The organism is Novosphingobium sp. ERN07 (assembly GCF_012641335.1).
Lineage (GTDB): Bacteria > Pseudomonadota > Alphaproteobacteria > Sphingomonadales > Sphingomonadaceae > Novosphingobium.
This window is the reverse complement of record NZ_JABAID010000001.1, coordinates 635,489-650,807: the sequence shown is the minus strand read 5'-3', so window position 1 is coordinate 650,807 and position 15,319 is coordinate 635,489. Positions and strand designations below refer to the sequence as shown.

Annotated in this window: 13 protein-coding genes; 7 read left to right on the top strand and 6 right to left on the bottom strand. The window is 61.4% G+C overall.

Features of this window, described 5'->3' with window-relative positions:
- Nucleotides 1-546: 546 nt before the first annotated feature.
- The 3 genes from HGI47_RS03190 to HGI47_RS03180 all read left to right on the top strand — a co-directional run bounded on the left by HGI47_RS03190 (nucleotide 547) and on the right by HGI47_RS03180 (nucleotide 4,869).
- A complete protein-coding gene (locus HGI47_RS03190; protein WP_168851284.1) occupies nucleotides 547-951 on the top strand; it encodes a DUF2946 family protein in 405 nt (134 codons plus the stop codon).
- A gap of 109 nt (nucleotides 952-1,060) precedes the next feature.
- Nucleotides 1,061-3,406 carry a TonB-dependent receptor gene (locus HGI47_RS03185; protein ID WP_240949930.1) on the top strand — a complete coding sequence of 782 codons (2,346 nt, stop codon included), beginning with the start codon at nucleotides 1,061-1,063 and terminating at the stop codon, nucleotides 3,404-3,406.
- Entirely contained in the window at nucleotides 3,406-4,869 is a 1,464-nt protein-coding gene (locus tag HGI47_RS03180) for a PepSY domain-containing protein (protein ID WP_168851283.1), read from the top strand. The genes HGI47_RS03185 and HGI47_RS03180 overlap by 1 nt, the downstream gene beginning before the upstream one ends.
- Before the next feature lie 45 nt (nucleotides 4,870-4,914).
- Here HGI47_RS03180 and HGI47_RS03175 read toward each other — a convergent pair whose 3' ends face one another.
- Together HGI47_RS03175 and HGI47_RS03170 are read right to left on the bottom strand one after the other, a co-directional pair.
- Nucleotides 4,915-7,137: a bifunctional diguanylate cyclase/phosphodiesterase gene (locus HGI47_RS03175; protein ID WP_168851282.1), complete on the bottom strand. Its 2,223-nt coding sequence runs from the start codon at nucleotides 7,135-7,137 to the stop codon at nucleotides 4,915-4,917.
- Between the two features lie 86 nt (nucleotides 7,138-7,223).
- Nucleotides 7,224-7,796, bottom strand: coding sequence for a methylamine utilization protein (locus tag HGI47_RS03170; RefSeq protein ID WP_370521608.1), 573 nt, complete (start codon nucleotides 7,794-7,796; stop codon nucleotides 7,224-7,226).
- 233 nt (nucleotides 7,797-8,029) lie between these two features.
- On the opposite strand from HGI47_RS03170, the gene HGI47_RS03165 reads away from it, so the two are divergent.
- Both HGI47_RS03165 and HGI47_RS03160 read left to right on the top strand, forming a co-directional pair.
- Nucleotides 8,030-8,893, top strand: a complete 864-nt coding sequence (locus tag HGI47_RS03165) for a DUF3034 family protein (RefSeq protein WP_168851280.1) — start codon at nucleotides 8,030-8,032, stop codon at nucleotides 8,891-8,893.
- Nucleotides 8,894-8,903: 10 nt separating this feature from the next.
- Complete coding sequence (locus HGI47_RS03160) at nucleotides 8,904-9,479, top strand: group 1 truncated hemoglobin (protein WP_240949929.1); 576 nt, start codon at nucleotides 8,904-8,906, stop codon at nucleotides 9,477-9,479.
- A 49-nt stretch (nucleotides 9,480-9,528) separates the two neighbouring features.
- Here HGI47_RS03160 and HGI47_RS03155 read toward each other — a convergent pair whose 3' ends face one another.
- Both HGI47_RS03155 and HGI47_RS03150 read right to left on the bottom strand, forming a co-directional pair.
- Entirely contained in the window at nucleotides 9,529-10,584 is a 1,056-nt protein-coding gene (locus HGI47_RS03155) for a sugar phosphate isomerase/epimerase (RefSeq protein WP_168851279.1), read from the bottom strand.
- Nucleotides 10,585-10,594: 10 nt separating this feature from the next.
- On the bottom strand, nucleotides 10,595-11,710 hold the full coding sequence (locus HGI47_RS03150; protein WP_168851278.1) for a Gfo/Idh/MocA family protein: 1,116 nt from the start codon (nucleotides 11,708-11,710) through the stop codon (nucleotides 10,595-10,597).
- A gap of 176 nt (nucleotides 11,711-11,886) precedes the next feature.
- On the opposite strand from HGI47_RS03150, the gene HGI47_RS03145 reads away from it, so the two are divergent.
- The gene (locus tag HGI47_RS03145; RefSeq protein ID WP_168851277.1) at nucleotides 11,887-12,561 is read left to right on the top strand and encodes a TetR/AcrR family transcriptional regulator; all 675 of its coding nucleotides are present in this window, start codon (nucleotides 11,887-11,889) and stop codon (nucleotides 12,559-12,561) included.
- 23 nt (nucleotides 12,562-12,584) lie between these two features.
- On the opposite strand, the gene galU is transcribed toward HGI47_RS03145, so the two are convergent.
- Nucleotides 12,585-13,487: a UTP--glucose-1-phosphate uridylyltransferase GalU gene (galU, locus tag HGI47_RS03140; protein ID WP_168851276.1), complete on the bottom strand. Its 903-nt coding sequence runs from the start codon at nucleotides 13,485-13,487 to the stop codon at nucleotides 12,585-12,587.
- A 137-nt stretch (nucleotides 13,488-13,624) separates the two neighbouring features.
- On the opposite strand from galU, the gene murA reads away from it, so the two are divergent.
- Entirely contained in the window at nucleotides 13,625-14,908 is a 1,284-nt protein-coding gene (gene murA, locus HGI47_RS03135; protein ID WP_168851275.1) for a UDP-N-acetylglucosamine 1-carboxyvinyltransferase, read from the top strand.
- Here murA and arfB read toward each other — a convergent pair.
- Nucleotides 14,905-15,318 carry an alternative ribosome rescue aminoacyl-tRNA hydrolase ArfB gene (gene arfB / locus HGI47_RS03130; RefSeq protein WP_168851274.1) on the bottom strand — a complete coding sequence of 138 codons (414 nt, stop codon included), beginning with the start codon at nucleotides 15,316-15,318 and terminating at the stop codon, nucleotides 14,905-14,907. The two genes, murA and arfB, sit on opposite strands and share 4 nt — an antisense overlap.
- Nucleotide 15,319 lies beyond the last annotated feature (1 nt).

The following is a 15,319-nucleotide window of genomic DNA, read 5'->3' as shown; positions in this document are numbered from 1 at the left end:
ACCCTGCATAGATCGACATCGGTCACCCTCCTGCATTGAAGCGCCATGGCGACTTCGTACCATCCAGGAGGGTGGCTAAATCAATTACGCGGTGTCCCAACCCCAGTCTTTCCGTCATTAAATAGGCGTGCGGAACGAAGGGCCGGAGGCGATCAAGTCAAACTGAAGCGGGAACGTCCGGTAGGTTGGCGACAGCCGACGTCCATAGTTGCAGCAAGCAAGCAGAATCTTAGCCCGCGGGCGGTTGGAAATTGCGCATCTTCGCTTGCCGGGGTATGTTTGGCGTTGTCCAGGGATGGGTCCGCAAGCGGATCACGTTTAAGCTTCAAACCCGATTTACGCCAAGGGAGTGGGGCCATTGTGTGGGGCCATATTTTTTGCTGCATTGCAGCATTTTGTTTCATTACAAATGCTTGTGATACTCTTGCGATTCCCGCTACCGCTCCATCTCCTCTCAACAATCGGCGCCTTCTTGGTGCAAATTGCTACTGGGCACACAATTTGCCCTGATGACTTCCGTCAGCGTCGCGATTAAAGGCCGCCCCGATGCGATTGCTCCGCGCCCTGATCCTGCGACACCGCGCCTTGGCTGCGCTGGCAGTTCTGGCGGCGCTGTGCATGAAGGTTGTGGTTCCTTCGGGCTACATGATCGAGCAAGGCTCGCGCATTCTTACCGTGCGCATGTGCGATGAGGCGGGCGGTGGTCACGCGGTCAAGCAGATCGCTATCCCGATGAAGAATGGCGGCAGTGAAGCGGGCGCCAAGCAGGCCAAGGGCGAATGCCCCTTTGCCGGCCACGCCGCGGCAGGACTGGCCGGAGCCGATCCGGCGCTGCTGGCGTTGGCCATCGCGTTCATCCTCGCACTGGGCTTTGCCCCAACGCCCATCCGCCTTGCGCGGCGCATCGCCTATCTGCGTCCGCCCCTGCGCGGACCGCCCGCACTCGGCTGATCCCGAAGCGTAACGCTGATCCTTGCCGGGATCGGTCCGCGAACGTCCGCGCCTGAACCTGCGCCGTCGCGGCCCATCCTGCGCGCACTCAAATCATCTGGAATCCATCATGAAGACGTCCTTTATCGCTCTTGCGGCGTGCCTTGCCGCGACTATGCCTGCCACCACCATGCCCGCATGGGCAGCGGAAACGCCTGCTGCCGACGATGCCGCTGATGCCGCCCCTGCCATCATCGTCGTCGGCCAGACCAACGCCCCCATCGAGATCGAACCGCGCGGCCTTGCCGTCAGCCTTGGCGATGAACAGTTTGCCGCGATCAACGCGATGAACACCGAAGACCTGATGAAGTACGCGCCCAACTTCTTCGTGCGCAAACGCTATGCCGGCGACAGCAACGGCGTGCCCGGTTTTCGCGGCACCCATTCCACGCAAAGCGCGCGCACGCTGGTCATGGTCGATGGCTTCGTCGTTTCAAACTTCCTTGGAAACTCGTTTTCCTTCTCGCCCAAATGGGGCGTGATCGGCCCGGCCGAGGTGGAACAGTTCGATATCGTCTATGGTCCCTACTCGTCGCGCTATGTCGGCAATTCGATGGGTGGCATCGTCAACATCACCACGCGCAATCCTGAAGACACCGAAGCTTTCGTCAAAGTGCAGGGCATGGTCCAGCCCTATAAGCAGTTCGGCACAGACGACGCCTATTGGGGTGGATCCATCGAAGGCGGCGTTGGCCTCAAGCAAAAGGACGGCCCCTTCTCGGTCCGCGTGACGGGCCGCTATTTCCGTAACGATGGCCATCCCATGAGCTTCCTCGGCCTCACCCCGGTCACCGGTGCAACCGGCACTGTGGTGACCGGGGCCATCGTCGATCCCGGCCATGTCCGCGCCGCTGCCGAAGGGACCGCTATCCCCAGCGCACCGGGTTCAGCCACCAATCCTTATTTCGCGGCGCAATCGCCCGCCGCGATCACGCAGGCACAGGGCAAGGTCAAAGTCGGCTATGACGATGGCAACCTGACCGGCCAGTTCCTTTTCGCCTACTGGCATAACGAAGACAAACAACTCGCCCCCGATTGCTACTTGCGTGATGCTGCGGGCAACGTGGTCTGCGAAGGCCGCGTCACCATCGGCACGCAAACCTATACCGCGTCGGGCGCAAACTTTTCGAAGACCATCCGCGATGAATACCTCGTCGGCCTGAAGCTGGCGGCCCCGTTTGGCGAAAGCTGGAACGCACGGCTTGCGCTTTCGACCTACCAGATTGCCAAATCCGATGGGTTCACGTCGAACGGCTACATCGCTGGGCAGAACAACGGCGCAGGCACGCTGAACGAAGCTGGGCCGACCGGGTGGTACACCGGTGATCTAACCATAGAGAACAAGGGTGAGCGTAACGAACTCGCGTTCGGCCTCACCGCCAGCCTTTACCAGACCGATACCCTGCGCACCACAACCGCCAACTGGCAAAGCAAGGCGGGCAAGACCTTTGCCACCCAGACGTTCGGCAAGACCCGCATCCTGTCGGCATGGGCAGAGGATAAGCTCCATGCGACGGATGCACTGACATTCAGCCTTGGCCTGCGCTTTGATGATTGGCGCGCCTTCGACGGCGGGCTGGGGCGGCTCGGCACCGGCACGCAAGCGGGGCAGCAGGTGTTCAACCGCTACGCCGCACGCCATGAAACGGCGGTCAATCCCACAGCATCGGTCCAATATGCCTTTGCCGATGGCACACTGGCGCAGCTTAGCCTTGCGATGGCCACCCGCTTCCCCACTGTGGGCGAGTTGTTTCAGGGCAGCCTGAACGGCGATGGCACATTTAACGTCAACAGCTTCGATCCGAACCTGAAACCGGAACGCAGCAAGGATGCGAACTTCCTTGTCAGCCACGATTTCGGCGCGTTCAAACTGACGGGATCGGCGTTCTATCAGCGCGTTCGCAACACGCTGTTCCAATTCCTCGGCTTCAACCAGAACAATGTCTCGACCTCGAACTACAAGAACATTGAACTTACCCGGCAGTTCGGCTTCGAAGCCATTGCCGAAACGCGGGACTGGCCGGTGGAAGGCATCAGCATCGAGGCCAACGCCGCCTATATTGACAGCAAAACGCTGCGGAACCCATCGAACACACTGGCCGAAGGCGTACAATTCCCGCGCATCCCGAAGTGGCGCATCAACGGCAATGTCCGTTATGACATCACCCCAGCGGTGCAGGCCTCGCTGGGGATGCGCTATGCCAGCCGTCCGAACACCGATCTGTTCGGCCTGCAGCGCGGCGATACCTTTGGTTTCACGTCCGAACTCTTCGCACTGGATGCAAAGCTGAACTGGAACGTCACCGAACAGATCAGGGCCTCGGTCGGCGTGGACAATCTCACCAACAGCCGCGCGTGGGTCTTCCACCCCTATCCGCTGCGCACCGTCCTCGTCGAACTCGGCTGGAAGATGTGATGGGCAAGCCACAAGCCTCTCAGGCTCCGCAAAAGGATGCGGCGCTCTATCGGGCCGTATGGCGGTGGCATTTCTATGCCGCCGTCTATGTCCTGCCGCTGATGGTCGTGCTGGCGCTGTCGGGCACGCTGTTCCTGTTCAAACCGCAGATCGAACGGTGGGAAGAACGCGCCTTCCATAACCTGCAGAACAGCGGCGAAGTTGCCCCTTCGGCACAGGTAACGGCTGCGCTTGCCGGAAATCCGGGGGCAAAACTCGCCTATTATCGCCTGCCCGAACGCAAAGGTGATGCTGCCGCGATCCATCTGGCCATGCCCGGTGGCGGGATGACCGATGTGTTCGTCAGCCCGCAAGGCGATGTTCTGGGGTCCATCGATCCTGAAAGCCGCATCATCTCTATCGCGCGCGATATCCACGGCCAACTCCTGCTGGGCCGTAGGGGAAGCTGGCTGGTGGAACTCGCCGCCAGTTGGGCCATCGTCATGGTGGTGACAGGGCTATATCTGTGGTGGCCACGCGGACGCGGCATGGCGGGGGTGATCTACCCCCGCCTGTCGCAGGGCAAACGTGCCTTCTGGCGCGATCTTCACGCGGTAACCGGATTCTGGGTGGCGGGACTTACGCTGATCCTGCTGTTCACCGGGCTGCCCTGGGCCGATGTCTGGGGCAGCGCTTTCAAGGCCGTGCGCACCGAGATGGGCTGGGTCGCTGGCCCGCAGGACTGGACGATAGGCGGCCAGCCTGCATCCGATGCTGCCTCTGGAGGCCATGAAGGACATGAAGGGCACGGCGGCGGACAGGATGCGAACAAGCAATCGATGCACGCCGAACATGATCATCACGCAATGCACCTTGCCCAATCAGGCGGGCACGCAGGCCACAGGGTCAGCGGCCAAAATGCTGTTATGCTTGATCGCATGGTCGCCAACGGACAAGCCGAACGCCTTGAATTTCCGGTTCAGGTGGTCCCGCCGGGCGGTCGTGCCGGTAGCGGCGGAGATCGCAGTGCGGCAAAGGGCTGGGTCGTCAAATCCGATACGCAAAACCGTCCGAACCGCGTCGTGCTGACCTATGATGCGATGTCCGGCAAACTGATCTCTCGCGATGATTTCGCCAGCCGCCATCCGATAGATCAGGTCGTGGGTTATGGCGTGGCCTGGCACGAAGGTCAGTTATTCGGCTGGATCAACCAGTTGATCGGTGTGCTGACTGCACTCATGCTGGTCACGCTCTGCATATCCGGCGCAATGATGTGGTGGCGGCGCAAGCCCGAAGGCGGACTGGGCGCACCCAAAGCCTACTCCATGCCAGCGCGTCCAAAAGGCATCGTCGCATGGACCCTGTTCGCGTTTCTGCTGCTGGTCCTGCCGATGTTCCTGATCTCGCTGATCGCCATCCTGCTGATAGAACGCTTCATCCTGCCACATGCGCCCAAGGCGCAACGCTGGCTGGGCGTCGCCTGATCCCCATTGCGCTGGTCCGGCCCGTGAATGGCCGGATCAGTGCAATCACCCCACGGCCAGTTGAGGCTCGACCGGCTGCAACGAACCGAGCAATCGCGCCACATCTGCGCCGGGCACCGGGCGGCTGATCAGGTAGCCCTGAATCATGTCGCAGCCTTCCTTTTGCAGCGCATCGAGCAGTTCCTGCGTCTCGACCCCTTCGGCCAGCGTTTCCATCCCCAGCGCATCGGCCAGCGTGGTGATGGCCCGCACGATGGCGTGGGCACTGCCGCCCTCTTCCAGCGCGCGCACGAAGCTCTGGTCGATTTTGATCTTGTCGAACGGAAAAGACCGCAGATAGCTGAGCGACGAATAGCCGGTGCCAAAATCGTCGAGCGCCACACGCACGCCCAGCGATTGCAGCGAATGCAGGATTTTCAGCGTCTTCTCGACATTGCCAATGAACACGCTTTCGGTGATTTCCAGTTCCAGCCGCGATGCTGCCAGCCCCGACTGTGCCAGTGCCTGTGCCACGCACGCCGCAAGGCCATCCGCTGCCAGTTGGCGCGGCGAGATGTTCACGGCAACTGCAATGTCATCGGGCCAGTGCGCCGCCTGACGGCACGCCTCGCGCAAGGCCCATTCACCCAGTTGCACGATCAGTCCCGATTCCTCGGCAATGGGGATGAAGGTCGCTGGGCTGATCATCCCATGCTCCTTGTGCGGCCAGCGCATCAACGCCTCGAATCCTTTGACTCGGTTCTGCGAGATCGAGAAGAGCGGTTGGAAATAGAGTTCGAAATCGCCGTCGCGGATCGCACGGCGCAAATCTATTTCCATCCGGCGGCGGCGGCTGGCCTCGGCATCGAGTTCGGGTTCGAAGAAGTGGTAGGCCCCCTTGCCATCGCTTTTGGCGCGATAAAGCGCGAGGTCTGCGCATTTGAGCAATCCATCGGAACTGTCTGCATCCTGCGGGCCGATGGCAATCCCGACGCTGGCCGACACCAGAATACTGCGGCCGTCTACGGTCATTTCGCGATTCAGCGTCGTTTCCAGCGTGCGGGCAAGCGACGTACAATCGGCGCCAGGCTCCAGCCCGGTCAGAAGCAGTCCGAATTCGTCTCCGCCAAAGCGGGCCACCATCGCATCGGGAAAGCGATCCTGCAGGGATTGCGCCACGCTGCGCAGCAATTCATCGCCCACGGGATGGCCCATCGCATCGTTGATCGCCTTGAAATCGTCCACGTCGATAAAGGCAACGAAGCTCTGGTGATGGTTGCTCTGGCGCTGCACCCCGCGGTCGAGCTTTTCGATAAAGAACCGGCGATTGGGCAGGCCGGTCAGCGCATCGTGCAGCGATGCGTGCATGATCTGCTGTTCACGCTCTTCCACCGCCTCGACCATCGTGTTGAAGCTGTCGGCCAGCGACCGCACTTCAATCGCGCCTTCCACTTTCACTTTCGACACCGCCCCCTTGCCATAGGCGCGCGCCGCTTCGGCCAATGATTGCAAAGGCTTGGCGATCCCGCGCGAAAGGCGGATTGCCGCCCACGCCCCGCCCAGAACGCCAACCACGCTGATCAGCAGCAACACGATCCGCAGCCCGGTATACCGTGCCAGCGCCGCGCCCAGCGAATGGGCCAGTACCAGCCTTGGCTCACGCCCGTCCTGCAGGCTGGCGATTGGAGACACGCGCACCAGCCGGTCGCCCTCGCGGCCATCAATTTCCACGATCTCGCCCAGCGGCACTTCGGCAAGATGCGGCACCATGCGCGACCGGTCGATGACACTGGCCTCCACCGGCACGGCCGAAAGGCGCGAAAGCTGCGTCATGTCGTCCGGCCCAAGCGTGTTGACCAGCACCAGCCATCCGGCAAGATCGGGCATCTCGATTGGCACGGCTGCGGCCAGCGCCTCGGTCCCGTCCAATGACACCACGCCGCTGGTTTGCCCGCTCTCCAGCCGCCCCAGCATCGCCGCGCCATCTATCGCACCGCCCGCACCCGATGCAATCACGCCACCGTCAAGCTGCACGATGGCAGCCTCGCTCACCCGCGCCCGGTCACGCAGGCTCTGCAACGCCGAAGCAAGCGTTGCACCGTCTCCTGTTGCAAATGCTTCGCGAAAGCCAAAGTCGCGCGCCACCACCTCCCCTGCATCGGCCATCTGCCCCTCACGCGATGCGATGATCTTGTCAAACACCCGCGCATTCGCCGCCAGATCGCGCTCCGCCGTGTCCCGCGCGAACAGCCCGATCCCCGAACTCGCCACCACCAGGGTGACCGACATGACCACCGCAAGCAGTACTACATAAAGAAGCGCAATCCGGCTCCCCAAACTCGGCGCGCGGCGACCGATGATCTTGCGGAGGGTTTTCACCGTGCAGAGCCTGATCGCACAGGCACAGCAATGCGCGTGCGTTTGCCCGGCTCCATCACCAGCTTGCCGCGCCATTCGCCGCCAGCGCCGCGAACGAGGGGGTGCCACACAACGACATCGTAGCTGCCGCGCCCCAATCCTTCGACTGCGCCGATCCCGTTGAGGTCGCTGCGCACGGCGTAGGGCGTGTCGGTTACACGGATATAGCCCTGCATCTTGTCGTGGATATTGCAGCCGAGCGAGATCGTGCCCGCCACCTTGAACTGCTGCGTGCGCGTCTGATCCTGACCGTAAAGGTCGATCTTGAAGGGGCCGGGCTTGGAAAAGCTGTAGATCGAATGGCGGACCGTATCGAGATTCGGGAAAGCCACCACGGCCCCTTTGGGTACGATCAGCGTGCCTGGCAAGAACGCTTGGCCTTTCTGCGCCATCGCATTGCGCCAGCGAAAGGCGGGACGGCGGGTGTCACCAGCGGGAGGGCGGATCTCGATCACAGCATCCCGCAACGGAACTCCGGCCTGATCGACGATCTGTACCGGGAGAATCGGCGGCGGTGCAGCGGAGATCACGATAGGGGCGGCAAGCCCGACGGCGACGCGTTGGAATCGGAGCTGGCTCGGGGATCGCATGAAGGTCGATCTGACCCAATTTTCCTAATAAAATCAGAATCAACCGTTCTGGTGATTTTAGAAATCCCTAACTCTTCGTGGTTAACACCGGCCAAACTGCTTTCAAAATGGTGTGATTACCGATGCCGATTCACTGTGATCAAGCGCACATTTTCCGTCATGCACGATTGCCGATGACCGTGCTGGCCGGTCTGTCCATCTGGCTGAGCGTGGCGCCAGAAGCTCATGCCGATCCGCTGTTTGATGGCGGAAAGTTGATACTGACCAACGGCATCAGCACTATCGAAGGCGCAAGCGGCGGCGGCCTTGCCAGTTGGGCGACCATCGCCGGGATGGAGACCGACCGGGGCGTGGGCGTTTCTGCCCATGTCACCGGGATCGAACTGGCGGACTATGGCTGGCAAAGCCACGGGGTTTCCGTCGGCATTAAGGACCGGCTCGAACTGTCCTATGCCCGGCAGAACTTCGATACACGCAAGGTCGGCGCGGCGCTGGGGCTGGGCGAAGGCTATCGCTTCAACCAGGACATATTCGCGGCCAAGGTCCGGCTGGTGGGCGACACCGTATATGGATCGACACTGCTACCGCAGATCAGTGTGGGCGTGCAGCACAAGCGCAGTCTTGATGGCACCATCGTCAAAGCTGTGGGCGCGAAATCGGCTGAAGGCACCGACTTCACCGCCAGCGCAACCAAGCTGTTCCTGTCGAAAAGCGTGCTGGTGAACGCCACCGCGCGGCTGACCAATGCCAACCAGTTCGGCCTTCTGGGCTTTGGTGGCCCGAATCAGACCGACCGCACGCTCCAGTTCGAAGGTTCGGTCGCCTATATGCTGACTCCGCGCCTTGTCGTTGGCGGCGAATACCGCACCCGGCCAAGCAATCTGGCCATCGCGCGCGAGGACGATGCACACGACCTGTTCGTGGCCTGGGCCTTTACCCGCAACGCTACCGTCACCGCCGCCTATGCCGATGTCGGTTCGGTTGCCACGTTCGATGGCCAGCGCGGCGCGCTCGTGTCGCTCCAGTTCGCATTCTGAGGAGCCACCCATGACTCTCGCACTCGCATTCGCCCTGATGGCCGCACAACCCGTTACGCCTCAACCGCAGCCCGAACCGGACACGGCTGCACAGCAGGATGATTTCTCAGGCGTGGACTGGGAGAAGGAGTTCGGCGTGGAAAAGCGGCAAGTCGATCCTGCCACCGGCGAGCTTCCCGTTGACCCTTATGTGCAATCACCTGCCAACGCGGGTGCTACACCCTTTTCCGGCGCCGGCATGGCAAAGGCTTTTGGCGGGCAGGAGGGAATTCGCACGATCATCGACCGTTTCGTGGACCTCAACACCACCGATCCGCGCATTGAAGCAATCTTCAAAAATCAGGATCTGGTCCGGCTGCGCCGCACGCTGTTCGAACAGTTCTGCTATCTACTGGACGCGGGTTGCACATATACCGGGCGCGACATGAAGACCGCGCACAAGGATCTGGGCACCACGCGGGCCGATCTTAATGCGCTGGTCGAGAACCTTCAGCGCGCCATGCGCGAAAACGACGTGCCCTTTGCCGCGCAAAACCGCCTGCTGGCAAAGCTGGCCCCGATGGACAAGGACGTGGTAGAGCGTTGATCGAACAAAAGGCCGGGGCGCCCACACAGACGCCCCAGCCGCCTTCTGATCAACCGATGCCCATCAGCTTTGCATTGAGCGCCCGGTCGGCACCGCCAGCGGCGAAATCGTCAAAGGCGTGTTCGGTCACCTTGATGATGTGGCGATCGATGAAGGGCGCGCCTTCTGCTGCGCCGACTTCGGGATGCTTCAATGCGCATTCCCATTCCAGCACGGCCCAGCCAGCATAGTCATTCGCCGCCATCTTGCTGAAGATGCCGGGGAAATCGACCTGACCATCGCCCAGCGAACGGAAGCGGCCAGGGCGGTCCACCCATGACTGGTAACCGCCATAGACGCCGGAGCGGCCATTGGGGCGGAATTCGGCATCCTTCACGTGGAAGCATTTGATGCGTTCGTGATAGATATCGATGAAGGCCAGATAATCGAGCTGTTGCAGCACGAAGTGGCTGGGATCGTAAAGAATGTTGGCGCGCGGGTGGTTGCCGACCCGTTCGAGGAACATCTCGAACGTCACGCCATCGTGCAGATCTTCGCCGGGGTGGATTTCGTAAGCCACATCCACGCCGTTTTCATCGAACACATCTAGAATCGGCTTCCAACGGCGGGCGAGTTCGTCAAACGCATCTTCGACAAGGCCTGCCGGGCGTGCGGGCCACGGGTAGAAGTAAGGCCATGCAAAGGCGCCGGAGAACGAGGCGTGTGCAGCAAGGCCAAGATTGGCGCTGGCCTTTGCCGCATACTTCAACTGCTGCACCGCCCATTCCTGCCGCGCGGCAGGATTGCCGTGGACGGATGCCGGGGCAAAGCCATCAAACTGCGCATCGAACGCGGGATGCACGGCCACGAGCTGGCCCTGAAGGTGCGTGGAGAGTTCGGTAATGCTTAGCCCCTTGTCGGCCAGCATTCCCTTGATCTCGTCACAATAGGTCTGGCTGGTGGCCGCCTTTTCCAGATCGAACAGGCGCGCATCCCAACTGGGAATCTGCACTCCCTTGTAGCCAAGCCCCGCCACCCAGTCGGCAATGGTTTCAAGGCTGTTGAACGGCGCATTGTCGCCCGCGAACTGGGCAAGGAATATGCCCGGTCCCTTGATCGTTTTCATATCTCTCTCCTCAACCTTCCAGCTTGACCCAGCCTGCCTTGGCGCGGCTGGCCGAAACGGCGGTGTCGATAAAGGTCATGCCACGCACGCCATCGGCAATGCCGGGCAGCAGCGGCGCTGCTTCACCGCGCACAAGCGCAGCAAAATCACGGTAAAGGTTGGCAAAGGCTTCAAGATAGCCTTCGGGATGGCCCGCCGGAGTGCGCGTGCGCGATGCTGCATCGGGTCCAAGCTGGCTGCCGCCCGCGTGAACGATCTGCGTCCGCCCATCAAGGCTATGGATGGTCAGCGTATTGGGCACTTCCTGCTTCCACACGATCCCGCCCTTGTCGCCATAGGCGCGGATACGCAGGCCATTGAGTTCGCCCACCTCAATCTGGCTGGCCAGCAGCACGCCGCGTGCACCATTATTGAAGCGCAGCAGGATAGAGCAATCATCATCGAGCAAGCGTCCCGGCACCACTGCGCCAAGATCGGCCAGCATTTCGGTTACGCGCAGGCCCGTAACAAATTCGGCAAGCTGGAAAGCATGGACGCCAATATCGCCAATGCAACCGCCAAGCCCAGCCTTGGCCGGATCGACGCGCCATTCGGCCTGCTTGCCTACCGCTTCACCCGCGAGCCAGCCTTGCGGATATTCGACCACGACCTTGCGGATCGTGCCGATTTCTCCGGCTGCGATACGGGCGCGGGCTTCGCGCGCCAGCGGATAACCGGAATAGGTATAGGTCACGCCGAATGGCAGGCCAGCCGCGGCGACCACGCCTGCCAGTTCTTGCGCTTCGGCCAGCGTCGCAGTCAGCGGCTTGTCGGTAATGACCGGCAGCCCCGCAACCAGCGCCGCCCGCGCAGACGGCAGATGGTTGTGATTGGGGGTGACGATCGAGACGAAATCGATGCCATCTTCACGCGCCGATTCGCCCGCGAACATCGCGTCGAGCGAGGGATAGGCCCGCGCCGGATCGATTCGATAGCTTTCCCCCGCCGCCGCGCTGCGCCCTGCATCGCTGGAGAAAACGCCTGCCACCAATTCAATCTCGCGGTCCATTTCAGCCGCAAACCGATGCACCGGACCGATGAATGCCTCAGGCCCACCACCGATCATGCCCATTCGCAAACGCCGCATCATTCTCTCCAGATAGCGCTGTCATTTAGAACAGTAATTCTAATCGAGATTGTGGTTGCGTCAACCACACCCATGCCCTGACTTGCATTTTTAACTTCGCGTTTGAAGTCCGATGATGCAAATAGTGCCCCAACGGCATTCTAGAACTTACATTTCAAGATTGGCAGGCATTGAATATGGCTCGAGGCGCACCTCGCCCAACGGAAGAACCCGCACTGGCAGTTGAAACGGTCAGCAGAAAACCCCAGCAGGGCCGAAGCAAGGCTTCGCTGGAGCGGATGCTGGTTGCTGCGCGCGAATTGATGCTGGAACGCGGCAGCGAAGATTTCACGTTGCAGGACGTGAACCAGCGCGGCAACGTTTCGATCGGTTCGATCTACCTTCGCTTCCAGAGCAAGGACAATCTTGTGCGCGCGGTGATTGCGCGCGCGCTGGAAGATCTGGCCCAGTCCGAAGAAGCGATGGTCAACGATGTTCTGGCCCAATCGCCCACACTGGACGAGTTCATGCCTCTTTATGTTGCGGGCTATGCCGAAGTGCTGCGCGTGAACGCGCCGCTGCTGCGACTGGCGATGGAGCGCGCATCGTTCGATCCGCTGGTTTCCAAGCCCGGCAAGGATCACGCGCTGCGCGCCACCGATCGCGGAATGCAGGCCATGCTCAGCTATCGCGACAGCTTTGGCGGCACCGACCACGAAATGAAGGCCAATTCGGCCTACAAGATCGTGTTCGCGACGCTGGCTCGCCAGCTCAGCCTCGGCTCATCGGGCGAAGCAGCCCACGATTACGATTGGGACGTGCTCAAGCGCGAACTCGGCCGCATGTGCCTTGCCTACTTGCGCGCGCCCTGATCGTTTTGGCTTAGGGTCAGAACCTAACTTTCAGCCAGCAGACGCCGCATGATGGCGCGCACTTCGTCGGCCATGTCGGGGCGTTCGAGGGCGAGTGAAAGCGTCGCCTCGACGAAACCCGCCTTGCTGCCGCAATCAAAGCGGCGGCCCGCAAACTTCACTGCGTGGAACGGCTGACCACCGATCATCCGCGCCATAGCGTCGGTAAGCTGAATTTCACCACCCGCACCCTTTTCCTGATTTTCGAGCGTGCGCATCACTTCGGGCTGCAGGATATAGCGGCCCGAGATGATCAGGTTGGAAGGCGCATCGGCGACTTTCGGCTTTTCGACAAGGCCGACCACTTCAGTCAGCGCATCGGAAATTTTCACGCCGGGTGCAATCACGCCGTAGCTCGAAACTTCGTCCTGCGGCACTTCGAGCACCGAGATCAGATTTCCGCCAACCTCGTTATAGGCATCGACCATCTGCTTCATGCAGCCGCCCTTGCCGCCGGGTTCGCCGACCATCATTTCATCGGGCAGGAAGATGGCGAAAGGTTCATCACCCACAACCGCCCGCGCACACCAGATGGCATGGCCAAGGCCCATCGGCACCTGCTGACGCACGGTAACGAGGTTGCCCGGCTGGATGCGCGTGGCATCCAGAACGTCAAGCTGTTTGCCCCGCCCGCTCATGGTGTGTTCGAGTTCGTAAGCGGTATCGAAATGTTCGACAATGGCGGTCTTGCCGCGTCCGGTTACAAAAATGAGCTGTTCGATACCCGCTTCGCGCGCCTCGTCCACCGCATATTGAATCAGCGGGCGATCGATCACAGGGAGCATTTCCTTGGGGATCGCCTTGGTCGCAGGCAGAAAGCGCGTGCCAAGGCCCGCCACCGGAAAAACAGCCTTGCGGATAGGTTTGCGCATCGTGCTGGAACTCATTTTTCCTGCCTTATCCTCGGTTTGTTGCACCCTCATGATGCACTGCACAATTACTTAGGAGAAATGTCAAGCTAGCGGCGAGGAGTTAACCAATCGCTCATACTTGCGTGAGACAGCAAACCGGTTAAACGGCAGCGATGGACAAGATCATCATCCGTGGCGGTAAGCGCCTCTCAGGGACGGTGCCGGTATCCGGCGCAAAAAACTCGGCACTCACACTGCTACCTTGCGCGCTGCTGACGGACGAACCGCTGACGCTGCGCAACCTGCCGCGCCTTGCCGATATCGACGGGTTCCAGCACCTGATGAACCAGTTCGGCGTCTCGACCTCGATCGCAGGCGCACGGCCAGAGGATTTCGGGCGGGTGATGACGCTGCAGGCCACGCGGCTGACGTCAACGGTTGCGCCCTATGACCTCGTTCGCAAGATGCGGGCGTCCATCCTCGTACTCGGCCCGATGCTGGCGCGCGGCGGCGAGGCGACCGTTTCGCTGCCAGGCGGCTGCGCAATCGGCAACCGGCCAATCGACCTTCACCTTAAGGCGCTTGAAGCGCTAGGCGCACAGATCGAACTGGCGGCAGGCTATGTTCGCGCGGTTGCACCCGATGGCGGGCTGCCGGGCGGGCGCTATTCCTTCCCCGTCGTGTCCGTGGGCGCGACCGAGAACGCGCTGATGGCGGCAGTGCTGTGCAAGGGCAAGTCCACCCTCCACAACGCCGCGCGCGAACCGGAAATCGTCGACTTGTGCAATCTGCTGGTGGCGATGGGCGCGCAGATCGAGGGTATCGGCACGTCGGACCTGACGATCCACGGCGTAGACCGGCTGCACGGCGCGACCTACATGGTCATGCCTGACCGTATCGAGGCCGGCTCCTATGCCTGCGCCGCAGCGATCACCGGTGGCGACGTGATGCTGCAGGGCGCGAAGATCGAGGATATGGAAGCCACCGTGCAGGCGCTGCGCGATGCAGGCGTGCATGTGGAGCCGCGCAAGGGCGGGATCTATGTTGCAGCGGACGGCCCGCTGAAGCCGGTCACGCTGTCGACCGCGCCTTATCCCGGCTTTGCCACGGACATGCAGGCGCAGCTAATGGCGATGCTTTGCCTGGCCAACGGATCATCGGTGCTGACCGAAACGATCTTCGAGAACCGCTACATGCACGTGCCCGAACTCAATCGCATGGGCGCACGGATCGAGACTAAGGGCCGCACTGCCGTGGTGCATGGCGTTGATGGGCTGACCGGTGCCGAAGTGATGGCGACCGATCTTCGCGCATCGATGAGCCTTGTGATCGCAGGCCTTGCAGCAGAGGGCGAAACGCAGGTTCACCGCCTCTATCACCTTGATCGCGGGTACGAGCGGCTTGAAGAAAAGCTTTCGCTGATGGGCGCGGAGATCGAGCGGGTCGGCGGGGACTAATCCAGCCTGACCTTGCCGCGTCCGGCCTTCACTGCGCCGCGTAGCTTCTTACCTGCCAGCCTTTCAGTCTTGCCGACGCGGTTCAGACGCGACTTGGCACGCTTTTGCGGCAGGTTACAGGCACCTTTCAGCAGTTCAGAGAGGCGCTTTCTGGCATCATCACGGTTCTGTTCCTGCGTGCGATAGCTGCGCGCGGTCAGCACGATTTCGCCCTTGGCGGTCATCTTGCTGCCTGCCAGTTCTTTCAGCCGATGAAATATCTCGGGCGGAAGGCGCAGCGCGAAGACATCGAGCCGCACCTGCACGGCGGTGGCCACTTTGTTGACGTTCTGGCCGCCCGGCCCAGCCGATGCGATGAAGCTTTCCTCGACCAGCGTCAGCGCATGAGCGACGAGAGCGTCGGGCGACATA